The organism is Anaeromicrobium sediminis, assembly GCF_002270055.1.
Lineage (GTDB): Bacteria > Bacillota > Clostridia > Peptostreptococcales > Thermotaleaceae > Anaeromicrobium > Anaeromicrobium sediminis.
Map to the genome: position 1 here is coordinate 34,396 of NZ_NIBG01000011.1, position 22,391 is coordinate 56,786.

Below are 22,391 nucleotides of genomic sequence, written 5' to 3' on the forward strand. Positions count from 1 at the left end.
TAATCCTATAATATAAAAAGTATTTAGAGGAGGTATATAAGTGACTTATAATCATACCTATCAAGACTACAAAGCTTGTGAGCTAGATAGGAATTTAGCTAAATGCAAACTAAAGCACTCTAAACCTCGAAAAATATTATTAGAATGTGGAGAGGGCACTGGAAGTAGAACTTTTGCATCATCCAATGAGGTGCCCTTCCAGTTAGCCCATGTTACCTTAGATACCACCTGTTTAGATGAATCTCAAATTTTAATAAAGTTTTCTAGTCTGGTCAAGATGGAGAGACTTATTGATGGAGCAACAGTTAGATTAAAATACGAGTTATTTAAAGTATGTGACCATAAAGAACCAAAATCTTTAGGAATTTGGATGTTTGAGGAAACTGATGTTACTGTTGACACATTTGAAGTACAAGAAGAAGCCTTTAGCTTTATCTTTTGCGATTGTATTACTTGTCTAGGATGTTCAGACTATTTTGTTGCAGTTACACCTATTGAAATAGATGGGGCTACAGCTACAATTAGCAATGGAAGAATGGCAGCATTATCTCAATCTTTATGCGACTCTTTAGAGAAATATGATAAAATTTTTGACTCAAAGCATCATAGCACTAAATTTATAGGGAAACACCCTAAGCCTAAAGACATATTGATTGAATGTGGTGAGGGAAATGGAAGTGTAATTCTTAGAGAAGAGAGTGAGGTAGAACCACCATTCCAAATAGCACATGTTACCCTAGACACAGCTTGTTTAAGTAAAGCTAAAGTTTTAATAGAGTTTTCGAGTATGATTAAGATTGATAGGCTAGTGGAGGATATCCGTTTACAATTTGAATTGTTTAGAGTCTGTGGTGATGGAGAGGCCGTATCTCGTGGCATTTGGACATTTGAAAGAACAGACGTTTCTGCAAGTGTGGAATTAGAGAAAGTCTTCGACTTTACTTTTTGTGAATGTGAAGTTCCCAGGGGGTGCTTAGAATACTTTGTGAAGGTTACACCTCTTAAAATAGATATATCCGGTAATTCAGCCGATGTAGTAGTGGACAATGCTAGAATGGTTGCACTTGCCCAATCATCAAGGGGCTTGGATGATTGTATAACAATTAATAGAAAAGATAACTGCATAGATTGTGTACCAAAGCATCCTATAGCTAAAAAAATAGTATTAGAATGTGGTGAAGGTACTGGAAGTAGAACCTTTACTTCATCAAATGAGCCAGCCTTTCAATTAGCCAAGGTTACCATTGATACGACTTCTTTATGTAAGCCAATGGTGAATATTGAGTTTTCAAGTATTGTAAGTTTTGATAGCTTAATAAATTTCTCAGATGCACGACTAAGGTATGAGTTGCTAAGAGTCTGTGATAATAAAAGACCTATATCACTAGGTGTATGGGTATCGGAGAGAATACTAAGAACTTCGGGAGAGCTAGGGAAGTCCACAAATATATTTAATTTTACTTTTTGCGATTGCATAACCTGTCCTGGCTGCTGTGATTACTTTGTAACCGTTACACCTATTCAAATAACAGAAGGTTCTGTTACGGCAACGGTTAGTAATGGTAGAATGGCTGCATTGGCTCAGGAAAGATATAATAATAAGGGGTGGGTGAAAAATAATCACTATAAATCACCAGTCAACTGCACTAACTGGAAACCTAAACCTACTAAAATGAAAAAAGTACTACTTGAATGTGGTGATGGGACTGGCAGTAAAACTTTCACATCATCTGATGAAGCAAGCTTCCAATTAGCCCATGTCACCCTAGATACCATTTGCTTAGATAAACCTGAAGTCTTAATAAAGTTCTCTAGTATTGTATGTATGCTTAACCTATCCACATCATCCCAAGAGCCTGGAACTGTTCGACTTCAATACGACTTGTTCAGAGTATGTGAGGATGAAGAACCAAAATCCTTAGGAACTTGGATATTTGATGAAGTTAATGTTAGGTCAGGAGCTTTTGATCGTCAAGAAGAATCCTTTAGTTTTATCTTTTGCGACCGTATCGCTTGCCCAGGTTGCTGTGAATATTTTGTAACAGTTACACCCATTGAAATTGACAATGCTACAGCAACAGTCAGCAATGGAAGAATGGCAGCATTATCTCAACCTTTATGGGCCTCTGCAGAAAACGAGCATAAAAATTTTCACTCAAAAAAAGATATATTACTTGAATGTGGTCAAGGAAATGGAAGCGTGGTTTTTAGAAGAGACACTGAATCTTTGATTGAGCTAGATCCACCAGTTGAAATAGCCCATGTTACCATTGATACAACATATTTAACTAAACCTAAAGCTTTGATAGAGTTTTCGAGCATGATTAAAGTTGATGATGGTGTGGATGACATCCGTTTACAATTTGAATTATTTAGGGTCTGTGGTGATGGAGAACCCTTATCACGTGGTATTTGGAACTTTGAAAGAACAGATGTTAATGAGTTTATAGAACTAAATAAGGTCTTCGACTTTACCTTTTGTGAATGTGAAGTCCCATCAGGTTGTTGTGAGTATTTCGTTACAGTTACACCTCTTGAAATAAATATAGACATAGTTGGAGCAGATATAGTAGTGGACAATGCAAGAATGGTTGCTCTTGTCCAAACATCAGGAAATTATGATGATTGTAGAATTTTTAATGGAAAAAGTGACTACATTCATTGTGTTCCAAAGTATCCTACAGCTAAAAAAATAGTATTAGAATGTGGTGAGGGCACTGGAAGTAGAACCTTTACTTCAGCAAATGATCCAGCCTTTCAATTAGCCCATGTTAACATAGATATCACCTGTTTATGCAATCCTATGGTGAATATTGAGTTTTCAAGTATCGTAAGTTTTGAGGGTTCAGGTGATGGTAGGTTACGATATGAATTGTTTAGAGTATGTGATAATAAGGAACCTACATCACTAGGCATTTGGGTATCGGAGAGAATAGGTATCTCATTTTTTGATAGAACTACAAACATATTTAATTTTACATTTTGTGATTGCATAACCTGTCCTGGGTGCTGTGATTACCTTGTAATCGTTACACCTATTCGTATATCAGCAGAACTTACAGCAACAGTTAGTAACGCTAGAATAGCTGCACTAGCTCAGGGAAAATAGTAGAATGACTAAAATATAGAATTAAGAAATTGATAATAACAAAATTAACACAGAGACAACCGCTTAAATTTTAAAAGAAAAGTAGCTGATTGATAAATTATTTTATCTGATAGCTACTTTTTTCTATCACCATATAAGCTTGAAATATAAAATAATTTGTATTGGGCTAATGTAAATCAAATTAGACTATGAAATAAAAGTGTTTAATTTTATGAGATAAAAAAATTAGGTATTAACATAGGCTCAGATTGTGTCGATTTATATTAGTAAAGAAGAAAGAAGTTTATGCATGTTAAAATGAATAAGCAAGTTAATTATACTTAGAGTTTAACAAGTTTTTTAATAGTTGTAGAATAAACAAAGAAAAAATTTATTTAATCTAAAATTTTTTTTTATTTCTCATCCAAAAGGGGCCCTAAAAAAAATAGGTGGGTCGTATATAGTAGTATAAATCGAAGGAAGGATGAGATGTATGAAAAAATTTTTAGCATTAATGTTAAGTATCATGATAATGACAACAGGAGCTCCTGTGTATGCAGACGGGATACAGAAAAAGGCAGAAAACAAAGTTATAAAGGGAAGAAATCTAACTGTAACAAGTGAGGTCTATTCTGATGAGACGTGGGAAAAGCCAGAGAAGGAAGTTGTGGAGGAAATAAATCTGCATGAAGAATTGGGTATGCTTATCAACGAAGGTCTACACTTGTATGATGCTTTGGAGGATGAGGCTGACAAGGAACTTATGAATGACCTTGCAGAAAAATTGAAAGCCGGTTTCGTGATGATTCTCTCAGGCGACTTAGATGAAGATGAAATGAAGGAAAGTATTGAATCATTAGAGACAATACTTTTGGATCTGGAAGAAAAGGTGAAAAATGAAAGAATTGAAGGAAGAGAAGAATTTTTAGAGAAAATTGCTGAACTGGATAAAGAACTTGAAAACAAGGAACTTAGCAAGGAAGAAACTGAAAGTATTAAAGACAAGCTAGAAGGGGCCTATGAAGTATTAGATGAAATGGATAAAGAATTCGAAGATGATTGGGACGATGAAGGTTTTGAAGGCGACTGGGATGAGGAAGAGGATGAAGACTTTGAAGGCGACTTAGATGAAGATGAAATGAAGGAAAGTATTGAAGCATTAGAGACCATATTTCTAGAGCTTGAAAACAAGGGACTTAGCAAAGAAGAAGTTGAAAGTATCAAAGAGAAGCTAGAAGGGGCCTATGAAGTATTAGATGAAATGGATAAAGAATTCGAAGATGGCTGGGATGAAGAAGACGACGAAGACTTTGAAGGCGACTGGGATGAGGAAGACGACGAAGACTTTGAAGATGACTGGGATGACGAAGATGATGAAGACTTAGAAGATGACTGGGATGACGAAGATGATGAAGACTTAGAAGATGACTGGGATGACGAAGATGATGAAGACTTAGAAGATGACTGGGATGACGAAGATGATGAAGACTTAGAAGATGACTGGGATGACGAAGATGATGAAGACTTAGAAGATGACTGGGATGACGAAGATGATGAAGACTTAGAAGATGACTGGGATGACGAAGATGATGAAGACTTAGAAGATGACTGGGATGACGAAGATGATGAAGACTTAGAAGATGACTGGGATGACGAAGATGATGAAGACTTAGAAGATGACTGGGATGACGAAGATGATGAAGACTTTGAAGATGACAGGGATGACGAAGACGATGAAGACTTTGAAGGCGACTGGGATGGCGAAGATGATGAAGACTTTGAAGATAACTGGGATGACGAAGACGATGAAGACTTTGAAGATGACTATGATGACGAAGACGATGAAGAGTAATACTGACTAGATGTGAGTACATATGGGGTGCTATTTGGCATCCCAATTCTTACTGGAGGGGTTCAAATGACAGTGACAATGGAAAAACCAGAAGAAATAATTGAATACATACGTGCCCACCCTGAAGAGGAAAAAGAGTACAAAAGTAGAGTGATTGAGGATCACTTACCATTCATAGTGCACACGATAACCCAAGTTACCGGGCGATATGTAGAAGTAGAAAACAGTGAAGAACTGAGCGTTGGACTTATGGCATTTGATGAAGCTATGTCAAAATATAATCCAGACCGTGGTGCTACATTCTTAAGTTTTGCCAGACTGGTCATTACCAGTAGGATTAAAGATATGATAAATAAAGAACGTAGCAGAAACAAAGCCATTTCATTTGATCAGATGACAGAGGTCCATGGGGATCAAATTGGAATTATTGATTCAAATTTGGAAAATGATGTGGCACTTGAAGTTAAAACATGGGAGTACATAATAAAGAAATTTGGATTTGATTTAGAGCAGTTGGTGGATGAATTACCGAAGCATGTGGATACGAGGAATAATGCAATTGATTTGTCTGAAAAAATAAGTGATGATGATGAAATTGTTGACCGTATGTATGAAAAATATAAACTGCCAATGGCCAAGGTCATACTTAGATTTAGAACTACTAAGAAAATAGTAAAGCGAAGCAAGAAATTCATAATAGCCACCGTGGTTATTTTAACGAAGAACTTAGTCCTTTTGAAAGAATGGATTTATCCAGGTAGAAAGAGGTGTACATCATGATGAGACGTGGTATGGTTTTGAAACTGAATAAAGATTATGCCCTCATCGCAACGGATGACTCCGATTTTCTTAGAGTAAAATTCAGAGAAGGCATGCGAATTGGACAAAAAATCTTTATATTTGATGAGGACATCATATCTTTAGATGAAGAATATGAAAAGGGTTCAAGTGTGCCAAATTATTTGAAACTTGTGGTAGCATTGGTGGCATGCATGGCAATTGCAGTAATCATAAATAATCCATTTGTTAGAGGCCCTAGACCTCTGTATGCAATGGTTAGCATTGACATTAATCCTAGTTTTGAACTGGGAATCGATGAGGCGTATAATGTTATTGAAATTAATGCAATGAATGAGGAAAGTAAAGAGATTTTGGATTCGAAATTGGTTGGTGAACCCTTATCGATTGTTGTGTCGGAACTTTTATCTGACGTTGAAGAGTCGGGTTATGCATTGGCATCAGATAATGCCCTTTTAGTATCAACAGTTGATTTAAAGAATGATGATGATGAACCTTTACAAAAGGCTGTAGCAGATGGTGTTTATTTAGCCATGGAAAAAAATAAGGTTTATGAAAATACAAAGGTTATATTTATTGAAGCCGATGAGGAGGACCTTAAAGAGGCAGAAGAACAGAAACTTAGTGTGGGTAAATACCGATTACTTGAAATGAGTGATAATAAGATTGATAAAAGAGCCATTATAGAAGGTAGAGTATCTGACCTTATAAAGGAAGAAGAGATTAAAGATGACTTGGAGACAGATGAGGATATCAAAATTATAGATGGAGAAGATTTACAGGAACTCAAGGAGATGAAAGAAGACATTGAGCATATTAAAAATACAGTGGAGCAAGTAAAGGATGTATTAAATAGTGATGATTTTGAAAGAATGGAAGATTTGGTTGATCATATTGATATAATGGAAAATAAACTCATGAATAAGGATTCAGAGTTTCAAGAAATTCATGAGGCAATAGAAGCCTTATACCGAATAATAGAATTGGAAGAAGATGAAGAACTAAATGAATCCTATGAAGAGGACGAAGATTGGGAAGATGAGGAAATAGAAACTCGATATCGAATGATAGAATTGGAAGAGGAAGACCTAGACGAATCCTACGAAGAGAATGAGGAGATGGAAGATGAAGAAATAGATGAATTCTATGAAGAAGATGAGGAGATAGAAAATGAAGAAATAGATGAATCCTATGAGGAAGATGAGGAGATGGAAGATGAAGAAATAGATGAATCCTATGAAGAGGATGAGGAGATAGAAAATGAAGAGATAGAAGAATCCCACGAAGAGGATGAGGAAATGGAAGATGAAGAGATAGAAGAATCCTACGAAGAGGATGAGGAAATGGAAGATGAAGAGATAGAAGAATCCCACGAAGAGGATGAGGAGATGGAAGATGAAGAACTAGATGAATTCGACGAAGAAGACGAAGTGATGGAAGACGAAGAACTAGATGAATCCTACGAAGAGGATGAAGAGATGGAAGATGAAGAATCAGAGAATTAATAACTAATTTAGGGATGAAACGAAAAGAAGTTATAGTTTGACTATAAGTTTATAAGCTTGATTTAGGAGAATTCTCAGCTTTAGATGAAGAATAGGTCGTAGCAGTGCTACGACCTATTTAAATCATGAGTAATTTGTTGAAATAGTTAATCAACTATTTTTGAGTAGGGGACATTTTAGCAACTGAACGAATTTTCTTAAATAGTTTTGCAGTAGATGAAACTAATATTACCCCTATTGCTATTGATCCAGCTACAAATATGGTATCACTACCAGTCTTAGCAGCACTGTTAAAATCATTATTTATAATGTCTAGCATAGTCAAATACATACCATAACCTGGAACTAGAGGAACAATTCCTGGTATTATGAATACTGTAACGGGTTTTCTATTTATCCTCGCAAATACTTCTCCTAGTAAAGCTATTATAGTAGCTGATATAAAGCTTGATAAAGAAGCTGAATTACTTATACCATTTAAATAAGTGTATAATGTCCAACCAATACTTCCAGTAATAGATCCATATAAAAGATCCTTTTTAGGAACATTAAAAAATATACAAAAACCCAATGTTGCTAAAAATGAGTAGATAAAGTGAAGATATAAGCTCATTAGAATGCACCTCCAAACCAGCTAACCCATAGTTGGAATACTATACCTATTCCAACGGCTATACATATAGCTATAAATATTGCCTCAAATATTTTTGTAAGGCCTGCTATTAAATCGCCTGATATAAAATCCCTTAGACCATTTGTAAATGCTACTCCAGGAACTAGAGGCATAAGAGATCCAACTATTATCATATCAAGACTTTTACCGATGCCAATTAAAGTAAATAATATACCAAGTAGCCCTATAGTAGATGATGCTATAATTGTTGGGAAAAAAGAAGTATCACTTATCTTATCTATTTGATCTGCTATAAATATGGATACCATAGATATGATAGACGCAGATATAAAATCTAGAAATTGACCTCCAAACATAAGTGAAAAAAAGCCACCTATAACTCCCGTAAAAAAAACTCTTACAGGGAGAGGATATTTATCTGATTCATCTATTTTTTTTAATTGAGTTAGGGCCTGGGATATTCCCATGGTAGAATTTACATAACCTCTTGAAAAATTATTTACCATGGACACTTTATGAAGATTTAAACTTCTATTTTTAATTCTCTTGATAAAACTTATACCATCCATCCTATCATCTGATACAAATATTCCTGTTGGTGTTACAAATGCATTTACATGGTTTAGATTCTTTGATGTACATATTCTGATTATAGTGTCTTCAACTCTATATATCTCTGCTCCGTTTTTAAGCATTATTTCTCCAGCGTAAAGAGCTATTCTTAGTATGCCTTTTTTTTCTGTTATAGTCATCATGTCACTCCTTATTCCTTTGACATTATCAGTCAAAATCTCAAACGTCCAACGACTAACTTTTAAAACCCATTAGTCTAGAATTATACAAAATTAAATATATTATTCAAATAAAAGACACCTCTAAATTAAATATCAGAGGTGTTTTATCTTCTTGTAGTAAAACTCCAGTAAAAATTGCTTTATTTATAAGTTAAACCCGGTCCATATAATCTCTTAGATGATAAAAGCTGATAATTAGTTATTTTATGTCTAAGACTTGGGCATTGGTTATGAATTAATCTATTATATATTAACATATCTGCAGTAAAATTGCAGTAAAAATATTTGCAGTAAAATCAAGGGATTAGTATAGTTCAAAGCTTGCCTAATCTTATTAATTATAAGATGAAAAAAATATATATGGAGTTTTTTGTTTAGAAATCCACTAGTTTTCATATTGAAGTTTTTTCTTTTGATAAATAAGTTGTAATGATAAAATTGTAATAGTGCATTAATACATTAAACACTTAAGATGCAGAAGGGGTGACTATATGCAAAATAGTATACTAGTTGTTGAAGATGAAAGTAGAATGCGTGAATTTGTTAGCTTATATCTAAGAAATGAAGGATATAAAGTAGTTGAGGCCCATACAGGTGAAACCGCCATGAAAAAGTTTGAAATAGAGAAAATTGATCTCATAATTCTTGATATTATGATGCCTAAATTGGATGGTTTTGAGGTTTGTAAAAGAATTAGAGAGAAGTCCAAGGTACCAATTATTATACTAACAGCTATAGAAAAAGAAATGGAGCAAATTAAAGGTTATGAACTTGGGGCAGATGATTATGTTACAAAACCCTTTAAAATAAAGGTACTTATAGCAAAAATTAAAAGACTTCTTCAAAGATTAAATGAAGAAACTGCCAAAAAAGTCATAGTATATGGTGAGCTTAGAATAAATCTTCATGGCAGAGAAGTTTGGATAAATGAGAGGCAAGTTAAACTTGCACCAAAAGAATTTGAACTATTGGAATATCTCATAGTAAATAGAGGAATGGCACTCTCACGTAGTAAAATTTTAGAGCAGGTTTGGGGATATGATTTTGAGGGAGGAACTAGAGTAGTTGACAACCACATTAGAAAGTTAAGAAGTAAATTAGAAAATTATGCGAAAACAATTAAGACAGTAATTTCTGTTGGTTACAAATTTGAGGTGTAAGAATATGTTTAATAGTATTGTGAAGAAAATATTTTTAACAATTGTAGGTATGTTTGTGATAATACTGTTTATTCAACTAGTACTACATAACTTTTTTCTTGAAGATATATATTTTAACATGAAACTATCAAAGGTTGAGAGAACTTTCGATGGGTTTCTTAACGCCTATGAAGAATCAAATTGGTCAAAGTTAGAATTGAATGATTTGGCGAAAGACTACGAAGAGGAAAGTGGCGCTTCAATCATTATTTTAAATATCAATAATGAAATATTAAATAATTGTTATTTTGAAACTTTTAATTATTTGACTTTAAGGACAGATGACGGAAAGCATATTAATGTAATAGTAGATTTCTTGATTGATGAAGAGGGAAAGTTTAGGAATGATAATAACATATTTAATATTGGTGAAGAGATAGAAGTAGAATGTTTAAGCATTAAAGGGACAAACTTCTTAGAAACATTAGAAATAAGAGGCGAAGATAAATCAGTAATAAATGATGAGGGATATGAAACCTGGAAGGAGTTATATAAAAAAAATACCTCTATAATTACAGAAATAAGCGGAGTAATAATTAAAAGAAATTTTATTATTAGAGATAGGGGAATATTAAGCTATCAGCAGGAAAGATTGTGGAATGAAGTTAAAAAAAGAATGATTGAGAATAATATTTTTGCTAACAATATTTTTGAAAAAGGCGGGTATGAGTATGTTGAAGAGTATTCTGGTTTATTAACCGTTGTATTAGTCAATAAAATTGAGGGCATTAATGGTACTTCAGAATATGTATATTCATTATTTACACTTGAAAACATTCGTGATGCATTTCAAATTTTAAATGGGTACTATTATTATATTTTTGCGATTCAAATAGCCTTAGCCTTAATACTTGTCTATTTTTATTCAAAGTGGATAACATACCCACTTATTAGACTTATAGATGTGGCAAAAGGTATATCAGAGCTCGATTTTACTAAAAAGTCCCACGTATGTTCAAATGATGAGTTGAATATTCTTTCTAGTAGTCTTAACAATATATCTAATAATCTGTCTACCACAATTGAGCGATTAGAAGATTCAAACAATGAATTAGCCATTGAAGCAATAAAAAAAGCAGAGAATGAAGAACGTATGAGAAATTTACTTACTGGTTTATCACATGAATTTAAGACACCACTTGGGATAATGTCTGGTTTTTTAGAGATTATAAGGGATGGAGTTTATGAAAAAGAGCCTGAATATTATATAGACGTAATTTCAGATGAGATTCATAAACTTAACGGCCTTGTACTTGAGACAATTGAGTTGTCAAAACTTAAAACAGGTAGCTATAAACTAAATCTTAGTGAATTTGAAATTAAGCCATTAATTAAAAGACTAATAGATAAATTTGAGAAACAGCTAAGAGATAAAGAAATGGATATTGAAATTAATGTTGAAGACAAAACTGTTCTTGGAGACGTAAAGAAAATTGAACAAGCAATGACCAACCTTTTAAGTAATGGTATTAGATATTCGCCAAATAATCAAAGAATTGAAATTGAAACAAAAATTGAAAATAAGAAGCTATATATTTCTATTAGAAATTATGGTGTTTTAATTGATGAAGAAGATTTAAATAAAATTTGGGAGAGGTTTTATAGAGTAGAAAAGTCAAGAAATAGAGAATTGGGTGGAAGTGGACTTGGTCTCACAATAGTGAAGAATATTCTAGAGTTACATGAAGCAGATTATGGTGTAAAAAGAATAAATAATGGCATTGAGTTTTATTTTTCCCTAAAATTAAAGGATTGAAAGTAGGATAACTAAAATCTATGTTTAAGACTATGGCTAAAAGTTATGGCTATGGTCTTTTTTATGAAATTTATTGCTAAGCATCCATTAGTAATATAACAACAATGAAACTTTCATATTATATTAAAATGGATACAGGATGGATACATAAAGAGTTTAAAATGAGTAAGAAGATAGAGTAATGGTTAATTGCATAGGATTTTACTAAACTAGGAGGTGTCTATAAAAATATGATGGAAGAAAAGAAATGGATTACCCTGATATTATGTATTGCATTGTTTTTGCTTATATTTCAAGCATCTACTTTTGCAGAGGAACAAGAAACAGAAAAGCTCGTTTATGTAGCGCCAAATGGCAATGATGACGGACAAGGTACTATTGAAGACCCATTTAAAACAGCACATAGAGCACTTGAAGAGATGAAGCAATTTTCAGGAAGAAAATCAATTGTATTCAGGGGTGGTGACTATTATTTTACTGAGACATTAGTTATTGACCTTGAAACATATGGGAATAATGTACATCTTAGTGCTTATCCTGGAGAAACACCTGTGTTCACATCGGGTATGAAACTTGAAAACTTTCGAAAATTGAATAAGACAGATCACATATGGGAATCACTGACCAGTGATCAAAGAGAGCACATTAGGGTGGCTGAAATTCCTGAAGAAATGAATGATGTTGAGAATATCGTAGATAAATACAGCCATTGGGTCGATCGAGGCAGAGTAGACTTGTCTTCTAATCTTGTGACTCACAGAAATGAAAGGAAACTTTCAATCGAAGCGGAAATGTGGCTACCATCATCCGAAAAACAAGTAGCATATTTCAATGTTTCTATAGATAAATATGCTGATACTAACTATGAAAAAGACCTTCTGATGAGGATATACTCGTCAGACTGGAATACGAACCTGTTGCCAGTAAAGAAAATCATAGACAAGCTATTGCTTACAGAAGTTGCCGGTACGTATAAACTAGTTGCATATGAGTTTGGAGAAGAAAAAGCTGCTTGGCTTGAGAATGTAATAGAGGGAGTTGACAATCCAAACAAATGGGTGATTAATTCTTTTGAAAACAAACTGTATATATGGCCTGCTAGGGAAGACTTTCAGGTATCAATTCCTTTGTTAGATGAGTTGATAAGAATAGAAGGTAGTGATGTTGATCCTATGACATCATTAGAAAAGCCAATAAAGGATATAACCATAAAGGGCATTACATTTACAAATGGTAATCGTCCAAACTGGGAAAAAAATGACGCAGGTGCGCAACATGACTGGGCAATGCTTGATAAAGGAAATGCGTTGCTAAGATTCAGGGGCGTAGATAATTCACTTGTTACTGAATGTAATTTCACTAAGAGCGGAGGTGTGGGGGTTCGTTATGACCTCTATGCTAAAAATAACCAGGTTATAGATAATAACTTCTCATATCTTGGATGTGAAGCTATACATTTTGGTGGATATGGTATTGGGGTAAAAGATGATAACAGAGATAATATTATCAAGAACAATGAGATTCATCACATTGGTATGATCAAGTGGGATGCTCCTGCAATTGTCATTTGGAACAGTGGGTACAATACAATCTCAGGTAATATCATACACGATATTCCTGAAAAAGCTATTTTGCTGTCCGCACCCAGAAGCAGAAGTTTCACCAAAGAGACTCCGTTAAGGGAGCAGGCATGGTCCTTAGCAAGATGGTTTGAGATGAAGGAATCTGATACAACAAGAATCAATAGGGATGGCAGTGAACTGGTAGGAAACGAAATGACTTTTGATGAAGAAATCGCTCAGTATTACCGTTTCAATAGAGGTAATACAATAGAAGAAAATACCTTCTATAATGTGCTGAGTGCAGATGGGATTATCTATATTACTGCCCAGGGTATTGGTGGTGCAAATCGTATTGTTGGCAATAACTTTGTCAATATGCATATGTCACCTTCAGAAGGTATGGTATGGCCTCAAGGTGAGGAAATCTCAAGAAATCAATACTTGATATTTGCTGATGGCTTCCTTGGAGACCTAGTTATTCAAGAGAACATTTTTGCCTATTCAGAATCCCTGTTTTGGCCTATTTTTATTCCTCTATGGTATGGTGAAGGGGATGTATCATCTAATGTGTTCTATAAGGTTGAAGCAAACTATGATTTTGTGGAAAACTATATAAATCCTGGATTTGCTGAAGACGAGGATTATCCAGTGACATTAAACTTGACGAAAGTTTATGACAACATAATTCTGGATGATAGAGAGCATGATGATGACGATGGCTTGAGTAGTACAACGTATAATAGGATTATAAAGAGACTAAGTAGCTCCATACCAGGAATAACAAAAAAACAACAGCAAGAAATTTACAATCATATGATAGAGGAATACTAATAAAAAAGACTCCTATATGTAAAACACAGGAAAAACGCTGCAAGTCACTTATAAAAGACTTGTAGCGTTTTTCCTATGGATAAAGAAAATATTTAACTATAGGTTAAAACAAAATAAATAGCCATGTTTATATTGTTTAAGTAAGTATATAGTATTAATTATTGACCCCATATTGAAATTTGATATAATAGGGCTAGAACAATGGTTTAGGTAAGATTAAAAGATTAGTTGGGTATCATAGATTGATAAAGTGAGGTTAGAAAATGGAGTATGGAAATAATAATGCTAATGATATAGATCATATAGCCTTTAAGAATAGAATGATGATTGGACTTAACAATATTCATACTGTGACAAGGGATATGATTGATGAACTCTATAGGCTGACTACTTATAAAATGGTTAAAAAGGGAGAATATTTCGTTAGGGCAGGAGAGATACCAGATTCCCTAGCCTATAATATAAATGGTCTATTTAGGCTGTATTATGTTGATAGAGAGGGAAACGATTTTACTAAGGGATTTTCTGTACCAGGTATTTTTACTATGTCATATAGTGCTATGGTTGAAAATAGGGAGTCTTTTTATTCGATTGAGGCTTTAAGGGATTCAGAAATACTGATGTTAAAATATAAGGCGTTGTTAGATTTAGCAGATAGGGACATTAGATGGTATGCTTTTCTTTTTAAGTATGTGGAGAAGATGTATATGATGAAGGAACTGAGGGAAAAAACCTTTTTACTTGATGACGCAACCAAACGTTATCTAGATTTTATTAAGAGATATCCTACCTTAGTAAAAGAAATAAAAAAATATCACATTGCCTCATATCTAAGGATTACCCCAGAGACTTTGAGCAGAATTAGGAAAAAAATTTAAATATATAAAAATTATTTATAAAATTGACCTATGTCAAGGAACACTATCCTCCTGTACTGTAGACTATAAGAAAACAGATTAGGAGGTTTTTTTATGAAGAAAAATATAGTATTAATAACAGGCGGAAGCTCAGGTATAGGATTGGAAATGGCAAAGCAGATGGATAAGTTAGGCTACACTATTCTTATATGTGGCCGTAGTGAGAAAAAACTTGACTTAGTAAAAAAACAAGTTCCTTCCCTTCATACTTATGTATGTGATGTTACAGATTCTAAGGATAGAATAGCTCTGTTTAACAAAATCAATGACCAGTTTGGACAACTGGATATGCTAATCAATAATGCAGGGAGTGCCAATAGATATCTTTTTAACATGGAAGATATGGAGCAGCTTGAAAGATATATGGATGATGATTATGAGATTAATCAAAAAGTACCTATACTAATGGCAAAATTATTTCAACCTCTTCTTGAGAAAAGTAAGGGAACTATTGTGAACGTTACATCGGCATTGGTTTATGTCCCGGTATTTACTAAAGCTAGTTATTGTTCTAACAAAGCCGCACTACATTCATTGACAAAAACCTTGCGACATCAGCTAAAAGATCGAGGTATTCATGTTAGAGAAATACTATATCCCGAGGTTAATACTCCATTTCAACAGGGTGATGTATCCGATAGAGCTATTATGCCAGATGAAGCTGCAGCTTTGGCTATTAAAGGTTTGATGGAAGGGAAAGATGAGATTCATGTAAAGGGAGCTGAATTAATATATAAAATGTATAGAAGTGATTCTAAAAAAGCATTTGAAACATTGAGCAGCTCTATACCAAAGAATGTTGAAGAAATGCTGTATTAAAAGTGAATACTGATAAAAATTTAGTTATATGAGGTATATATTAGAGAAAATTCTTAAGAGGGTCAAACAAAAATATTGAGAAATAAAAGAGACATCTTTTACAACTCTAGTAAAATAATGTGGAATGTTACAACATGAAAAGACGAAATAAAGTAACTTTATGATTCTTATTATAAATATCAGTAAGTGAGTATTGATAATATAAAAAAACCGTTACAATCCTACAAAGGCTGTAACGGTTTTTTTATATTATTGATCAAGTAAAAGTTAGTAATGGCAGAATTGGTTTAAGAAGTTCAATCTAATATTATCGTAATTGCAGTAAATTTGCAGTAAAATACAGTACAGCTTAATAACGGTAAAATCAAGGGATTGGCATTGTTTAAAGCTTTGCTAGTCTCTATTATTTTTAGGAGGGAAAATATATGTACCACAAAATGAAAGGATTCTCTAATGAAGAAATAAGAGAGAAAGTTATCAAAGATAATGTATGGGGCTATAAATCTATAAAACAAGCTAAAAGGTTTTACCAGTGACCTTAAGAAGAATTATATTTTTAGATGATATTATGGCTGATGTATTAGTTAATGGTAATGGGGAAGAAAGTAAAATAGTAGCTTTAAATCTAGTAATGAAGAATAACTTACTATTTAGCGAGTTTGTTAAGGAAGTTTATTTGGCAAAGTCAAAGGCAAAAGAGAAGAGTATTACAAAGACTGATATAGCAGAGTTCTTTGAAAGAAAGAAAAAACAAAGCCCTGTTGTTGCTAGTTGGAAGCCATATGTTTTTAGAAAGCTAGGACAGGTGTATATTAATAGTCTTTATAATGTGGGTTTGTTAAAGTGTGCTTTAAGGAGAAATAAGTCAAGTATTGAAATTAATAAAAGCAAAATTAAATATATAAAAAATAACGCTATAGATTGATACCATAAACAACAAATAGGTAAAATGTGGATTTAATTTATGGATGCGTGTATAATATTATGTGGATGTCTGGTTTTAGAATGGATTAAAGTTGTCATGCTAATCTAAAAGTAGATAATACCATAAAATATTATAGTTTAAATAATGTGATATGGTTTATAACTTTAGAAATAATTCTAAAATAGCATAATCAAAATGCTCAATTTAAAAAATATATATTTTTATTGGAGGGATATTTATGTTTTATTGTAGAAAATGTGGAGATAACCTAAAAGAACCTTATAAATTTTGTTCGGTTTGTGGTTGTAGGCAAGACATTGAATTAAAAGATAATGAAAAAGATTCGAAGGCAATTGATAATAGCAAAGATGAACCGAATAAGAAAAATAATAGAGAATATCATAATGATATTGACAAAGAAAAATTAATTATAGGTAAAATTTGTGACAATTTATACTAATAAATTATTTAATTAAGGAGGAAAGAATATGCCTTTAGTTGATACAGCTATTAGATGTTTAACAAGATTTTTTGCAATTCATACAGGAAGATATTTAGGAAGTAAAATAGATGAAGCTGTGGAAAAATCAAGACAAAAACAAGAAGAAGAGCAAAGGTTAGCAGAACAACGCAAGAGAGGTGCTTTTTGGGGGGGGATAAGATATGCTCAAAGAAGTATGTATAAAGAAGCTTTACAGGAATTTCAGAGAGCGTATGATTTAGGATTACAGTCAAATTCATGTAAATATAATTTAGGTATATGCCATACTCATTTAGGAAATTATGAGCAGGCAATATCATACTTAAAAGATACGATAAACATGGAGGGTGCTAAAGAAACATTAGCAAGTGCATACATATGTGTTGGAATTAAAAATGATGAAATATTAAATTTTCTGATTGGTATGAGAGAAATAGAAAACTATTCTATAGGAGCAGAGGCACAGATTAGAAATATAATAGATACAATTCATGTTGAATTAGCCAATTACTTTGTCATAAATCCAAGTAAATTAGATGATGAAAAAATAGTAATACTAAAAGATGTTTTAAACCAAAATGAGATTAATGATAGCTATATTATTGCAATTTGTAAATATTATTTTAATAAACAAGATTATAGTAGTGTTATTCATTATGTAGAAAAATTACAGAAAAAACTAAGTGATATAGAAATGATAAAGATATATGCTATCTCATTAAAAAATGCTAAAGATAAAAGTGAAAAAGCTTTGGAAGTTTACAATGATTACCTTAGAATTGAACCAGAAAATTATAGCATGCGTTTATATGTTGGTGAAATATTTCATTTAAGAGAAGAGTATGAAAAGGAAATTGAGTTATATAAATATGGGATAAGTATAGATAAAACGAATTCATTGATAAAAATGAATATGGCGAAAGGATATATGAAAATAAATGAAATAGATAAGGCTATAGTAGAAATACAAAGTATTATGAATTCAGCACAAGATAATTATGGCATTAATACATCAGATCTTCATAAACTTTTAGGAATATGTTTTATGAAAAAAGGTATGTATAGAATTTGCTTGAAACAATTTTTATTGTGCGATAATAAAGTTGATGTATTAGAATATTTATATTTATTAGGGCAAATGTTTGAAAAAAAATCAGATATGGAAGATGCAAGAATTTGTTGGGAAGAAATATATTCTGTAGATTCTACTTATAAAGATATTTCGACAAAATTGACTTAAATAATTGAACATGAATAATTTGGAGGTAGAAAAGGATGTTCTGTACAAATTGTGGTTATAAAATGGGTGAAGAAGATGAATTTTGTTCTTCATGCGGACATGCTAAAAAGGAAGAGACAATAAGAAAAAATAGTAAAGATAGAAATTTAAATGTAGAAAATCAAAAAAAATATAATCGTAAAACAAAAATATTTTTATCTATACCAATTATCTTTTCAGTAATTGTTATAGCGAGTGTTGTTTTTTTTCATAGCGTTGAAAAGTATGGATTTAAGCAGTCATTTGGAGAACAATTAAATACATCAGAACAAAACTTATTTCCGATATATATAAATGATAAGTTTGGATATATTGATGAGGATGGAGAAGTTGTAATTGAACCTAAATTTTATGATTTTAGTGACTTAACTGGACGACATAATGATGATTATGATTTTCATGAAGGTTTATCATGCGTAGGAATAAAAGAAGGGGAAAATATTAAATATGGTTTTATTAATAAAAAAGGAGAGTTTGCTATAAAACCGATTTATGATGAAGCTAGAAATTTCTATAATGGACTTGCTTCTGTAATTATTGGTAGTAAGAAAGCGTTTATAAACAAAAAAGGAGAAATTGTTTTTGAACATGAATTTCATAGAGTAGATAATTTTTCAGAAGGATTGGCGTATTTTGAAGATAGTTCATTAGATAAACTTCCGAATTATGGGTTCATAGATAAAAAAGGTGAAATTAAAATTAAAGGGCTACAAAGGCTAGCAACTATTACTAAATTTGAGGAAGACTATCTTCCACTTGTTGCAAATAAATTTATTGATAAAAACGGTAATGATCATCTTGGATTTAAAAAAGATTATGTGATATATTCAAATTTTTCTGAGGGATTAGCACTAATAAAATTAGGTGACAAATATGGATATATTGATAAAACTGGTAAAATAGTTATTGATCCTCAATTTGAAGAAGGAAGAGGATTTTCAGAAGGTCTAGCAGCTGTGAAAATGAATGGTAAATGGGGTTTTATAAATAAAAATGGTTTATTAGTTATTCCTAACAGTTTTAACTATGTATTTGATTTTTCTGATGGAATGGCTGCATTTTCAAATAATGAGTATGAAGGTATAGAGCATCATACAAAAGATCATAAGTTAGGATTTATAAATAATGAAGGTAAAATTGTAATTAAACCAGAAATTCCAATAGAACTAAACTTTTTAACACATGGAGATAGTTGGTTAGTTTCTAATATGTATAGATTTAGAAATGGGTTAGCTTATGTACCAATGGATGGATTAAAAACAAATGGATCTTATACCAGTAGAAAATATGGATATATAAATAAGAAAGGTAAATGTATTTGGTCTGAAAATATTAAAAAAGATTATACTTATACAAATCAGTTTAATTCAGAATCAACAATTATTTATATGAATAAATATAATGAAATTATTGAAGAAGCTAAAGAACCCTTAAATAAATGCTTTAATATATACATTGAACAAGATGTAGAAAAATTTTTAAAAGGTATTGATTTATTTGGTGAATTTCAAAATTTGAGAAATACATGTGAAAAATATGGTGTAGACTATGATGAATTTATTGAAGAAGTAAAAGTGATTTTAGGAATATCTAACCAGGAAGTTATAGACAGTGCAAACGAGTATTTATCAACTGTTTATTTTGTGCCAGTTAACGCAAGGGGCGCAACTACTCAAATTGACTTTAGACCATGCTCAGATAATTTTGTTGGTACAGATAGAGAATATATACGTGTTATAAATCTAGATGATAGAGGTTGGGTTATTTATTCTCCTGAGCTGATTTTTGAAGTGTATGAATTGCTGTTTAATGATTTTACAAACTATGAAGATTTTATGATTATTGATAATGATTATATTAAAGATGAGGATACACCAGAGTTCGCATTAAAAAAATTATATAAATCTATACATGATAAAGATATTGAACTTTTCATAAAACTAATGGATTATAAAGGAGAATTTAACGATTTAGAGGAACTATGTGAAAATTATCATAAGGATTATGAAGTGTTTATTAAAGAAGGAAAACAATATTTAGAAGATATCAACATGAATTTTGGTGAAGATTGGTTTAGTAATATGAAATATATTATACCTCATAATGGAACTACTTCCATATTACCGGTTAATATTAATGGATATAATAACATTCATATGATGCTTAATATTAAAAATAAAGGCTGGGTATTAGGTATAAGCGAAAAAGGTGATAATTTTTATGATGAAATATATGATATTTTAGAAAATTAAGAGCTATATAGATAAGAAGATATTAAATACTTTATAAGATTTTACAAATAATTATGGGAGTATGTTTGGTTATAGGAGGAGAAGAAAATTGCATTGTAAAAATTGCGGTCATGAAATAGAAGAAAATGATAAGTTTTGTTCATCATGTGGATATTCAGCAGTTGAAAATAAAGAGAAAAGAAGTTTTAATGAAGAAACTAAGACTATAGAGAATAAAAATTTTAAGAATATTAGAATAAAAGTTTTAAGAGTGAGTGCTTATATATTTGGTGTTTATGGATTTCTAATGATAATTGGAAATTGGATAAATAGTTCAGGACCGCATAACTCGGTTAATGGAACTCATATATTAAGGATGTTTATAGGAATTGTTTTAATGATTTTAGCAAGGTTGGTAGTTATCAAGACAAAAGATAAACAGGATGAAAAAAAAGACTATTCTAGAAATAGTTATGAAACTAAAAATGCTAATGATGTTGAAAAAATAAAGGACAAAAAATGGAGGAGAAAAATACTTTTATTTTCAGTAATAGCAATAGTAATTATAGCTATTGGAAGTGGAATCTTATCACAGAATTTTGCTAGATTTACATTTAAAGAATTACCAGAAGAAATAGCTTGTAGTTCTGCTGAACAAAAATTTTTAGGAAATTGGGTAGGACAAGATGAAGAAGGAAATATTGGATATATTAGATTTGGAAATGATACAAAATTTGAAATGACTTACCCTAAAAAAAATAGAAGTATGAGTGGAAAATATTTAATAGAAGACTCAAATACTATAAACTTTTACCCTACAAAAGTAGATGGAGAAATAGTAGTAGAACGTATAGAAATAAAAGATAAATTTTATTTTGAAGATGATAATACTTTTGCACTTAGTCATAATGATTCTTCAGCTGTATTTAAGAGGGATGAGAATGATAGTTTAAATTCTAATGAAAATGCTAAAATAAATAAAATAATTAGTAAAGAAGAAGCAATTCAGATTTTAATGAATGCTAAATGCGTAGAAGATATGACAGTAAATAGACCTTCTGAAGAAGAGATTACGATAGAAAATATTAATAATGAAGAATACTATAGAATTCCATTAACATTTACATATTCATTTACAGATGAAACAGGATCAATTAGAACTAGAACGACAAGCGAAGGTACGTACTATGTTAACACTCAGACTAGAGATTTATATATAGATAAAGGAAATGGATTAGAATATCTTTATACTCATGAATATGAAGTATTTGATTTAGGGAATGAAAGTTTAAATTCTAAAGGTAATGAACTTATAGATTCAGATGGCAATATTTTCAATTATTTAGGATTAACTAAAGAAGATATTCTTGATTTATTCGGAACTAATTATGAATCTGTATATTCTCATATTGGTGAAATTTGGGAGTATTATGATTCTCAGATATCCTTTTGGATTAGAAATAATAAGGTGATTCGTATAGAGTGTTTAAGTGGGAATGTTAATGGGGTTCAAATTGGAATGAAATTCTCTGAAATTAAAAGTATTTTAGGAGAACCAACAACTGAAGGTTTTGATGGAATTATTCAGGAATGGGATATATGTTATCAAATAGATGATGTTCTACTTACTTTTTATTCTGATGCTGAAGATGGTGTTTCTAAAAAGGTATTGATAGAGAAACAAGATAATTGAAATGCATAAAATCACAGGTTAACTGAA

16 protein-coding genes are annotated in these 22,391 nt (G+C 31.6%); 14 read left to right on the forward strand and 2 right to left on the reverse strand.

Going from position 1 to position 22,391, the window contains the following annotated elements; all coding sequences use genetic code 11:
• Positions 1-40: 40 nt before the first annotated feature.
• From CCE28_RS12955 to CCE28_RS22290, 4 genes are all read left to right on the forward strand, one after another.
• Positions 41-3,109: a DUF4489 domain-containing protein gene (locus CCE28_RS12955; RefSeq protein ID WP_095134153.1), complete on the forward strand. Its 3,069-nt coding sequence runs from the start codon at positions 41-43 to the stop codon at positions 3,107-3,109.
• 472 nt (positions 3,110-3,581) lie between these two features.
• A complete protein-coding gene (locus tag CCE28_RS22285; RefSeq protein ID WP_176461818.1) occupies positions 3,582-4,940 on the forward strand; it encodes a hypothetical protein in 1,359 nt (452 codons plus the stop codon).
• 66 nt (positions 4,941-5,006) lie between these two features.
• Positions 5,007-5,720 (forward strand): sigma factor, encoded by a 714-nt coding sequence (locus CCE28_RS12965; RefSeq protein ID WP_095134154.1) that lies wholly within the window; start codon positions 5,007-5,009, stop codon positions 5,718-5,720.
• The gene (locus CCE28_RS22290) at positions 5,717-7,243 is read left to right on the forward strand and encodes an anti-sigma factor domain-containing protein (RefSeq protein ID WP_095134155.1); all 1,527 of its coding nucleotides are present in this window, start codon (positions 5,717-5,719) and stop codon (positions 7,241-7,243) included. Before CCE28_RS12965 ends, CCE28_RS22290 begins: the two co-directional genes overlap by 4 nt.
• Before the next feature lie 154 nt (positions 7,244-7,397).
• Here the strand turns inward: CCE28_RS22290 and CCE28_RS12975 are convergent, their stop codons facing one another.
• The gene (locus CCE28_RS12975; RefSeq protein ID WP_095134156.1) at positions 7,398-7,856 is read right to left on the reverse strand and encodes a threonine/serine exporter family protein; all 459 of its coding nucleotides are present in this window, start codon (positions 7,854-7,856) and stop codon (positions 7,398-7,400) included.
• Positions 7,856-8,629: a threonine/serine exporter family protein gene (locus tag CCE28_RS12980; RefSeq protein WP_176461819.1), complete on the reverse strand. Its 774-nt coding sequence runs from the start codon at positions 8,627-8,629 to the stop codon at positions 7,856-7,858. Before CCE28_RS12980 ends, CCE28_RS12975 begins: the two co-directional genes overlap by 1 nt.
• A 533-nt stretch (positions 8,630-9,162) precedes the next feature.
• Between CCE28_RS12980 and CCE28_RS12985 the strand changes: the two genes are divergently transcribed.
• The 10 genes from CCE28_RS12985 to CCE28_RS13030 all read left to right on the forward strand — a co-directional run bounded on the left by CCE28_RS12985 (position 9,163) and on the right by CCE28_RS13030 (position 22,364).
• The gene (locus tag CCE28_RS12985; RefSeq protein WP_095134158.1) at positions 9,163-9,831 is read left to right on the forward strand and encodes a response regulator transcription factor; all 669 of its coding nucleotides are present in this window, start codon (positions 9,163-9,165) and stop codon (positions 9,829-9,831) included.
• A gap of 4 nt (positions 9,832-9,835) precedes the next feature.
• Positions 9,836-11,626: a sensor histidine kinase gene (locus CCE28_RS12990; RefSeq protein WP_095134159.1), complete on the forward strand. Its 1,791-nt coding sequence runs from the start codon at positions 9,836-9,838 to the stop codon at positions 11,624-11,626.
• 230 nt (positions 11,627-11,856) lie between these two features.
• The gene (locus CCE28_RS12995) at positions 11,857-14,019 is read left to right on the forward strand and encodes a right-handed parallel beta-helix repeat-containing protein (RefSeq protein WP_095134160.1); all 2,163 of its coding nucleotides are present in this window, start codon (positions 11,857-11,859) and stop codon (positions 14,017-14,019) included.
• Positions 14,020-14,282: 263 nt separating this feature from the next.
• Positions 14,283-14,897 carry a Crp/Fnr family transcriptional regulator gene (locus CCE28_RS13000; protein ID WP_095134161.1) on the forward strand — a complete coding sequence of 205 codons (615 nt, stop codon included), beginning with the start codon at positions 14,283-14,285 and terminating at the stop codon, positions 14,895-14,897.
• Positions 14,898-14,990: 93 nt separating this feature from the next.
• Complete coding sequence (locus CCE28_RS13005) at positions 14,991-15,755, forward strand: SDR family oxidoreductase (protein ID WP_095134162.1); 765 nt, start codon at positions 14,991-14,993, stop codon at positions 15,753-15,755.
• A gap of 568 nt (positions 15,756-16,323) precedes the next feature.
• Entirely contained in the window at positions 16,324-16,680 is a 357-nt protein-coding gene (locus tag CCE28_RS13010; protein WP_176461820.1) for a BrxA family protein, read from the forward strand.
• A gap of 238 nt (positions 16,681-16,918) precedes the next feature.
• A complete protein-coding gene (locus tag CCE28_RS13015) occupies positions 16,919-17,140 on the forward strand; it encodes a hypothetical protein (RefSeq protein ID WP_095134164.1) in 222 nt (73 codons plus the stop codon).
• 28 nt (positions 17,141-17,168) lie between these two features.
• Positions 17,169-18,401, forward strand: coding sequence for a tetratricopeptide repeat protein (locus CCE28_RS13020; protein ID WP_095134165.1), 1,233 nt, complete (start codon positions 17,169-17,171; stop codon positions 18,399-18,401).
• Between the two features lie 35 nt (positions 18,402-18,436).
• Entirely contained in the window at positions 18,437-20,692 is a 2,256-nt protein-coding gene (locus CCE28_RS13025) for a WG repeat-containing protein (RefSeq protein ID WP_095134166.1), read from the forward strand.
• 88 nt (positions 20,693-20,780) lie between these two features.
• Complete coding sequence (locus CCE28_RS13030) at positions 20,781-22,364, forward strand: zinc ribbon domain-containing protein (protein ID WP_176461821.1); 1,584 nt, start codon at positions 20,781-20,783, stop codon at positions 22,362-22,364.
• The last annotated feature ends 27 nt before the right edge of the window (positions 22,365-22,391 follow it).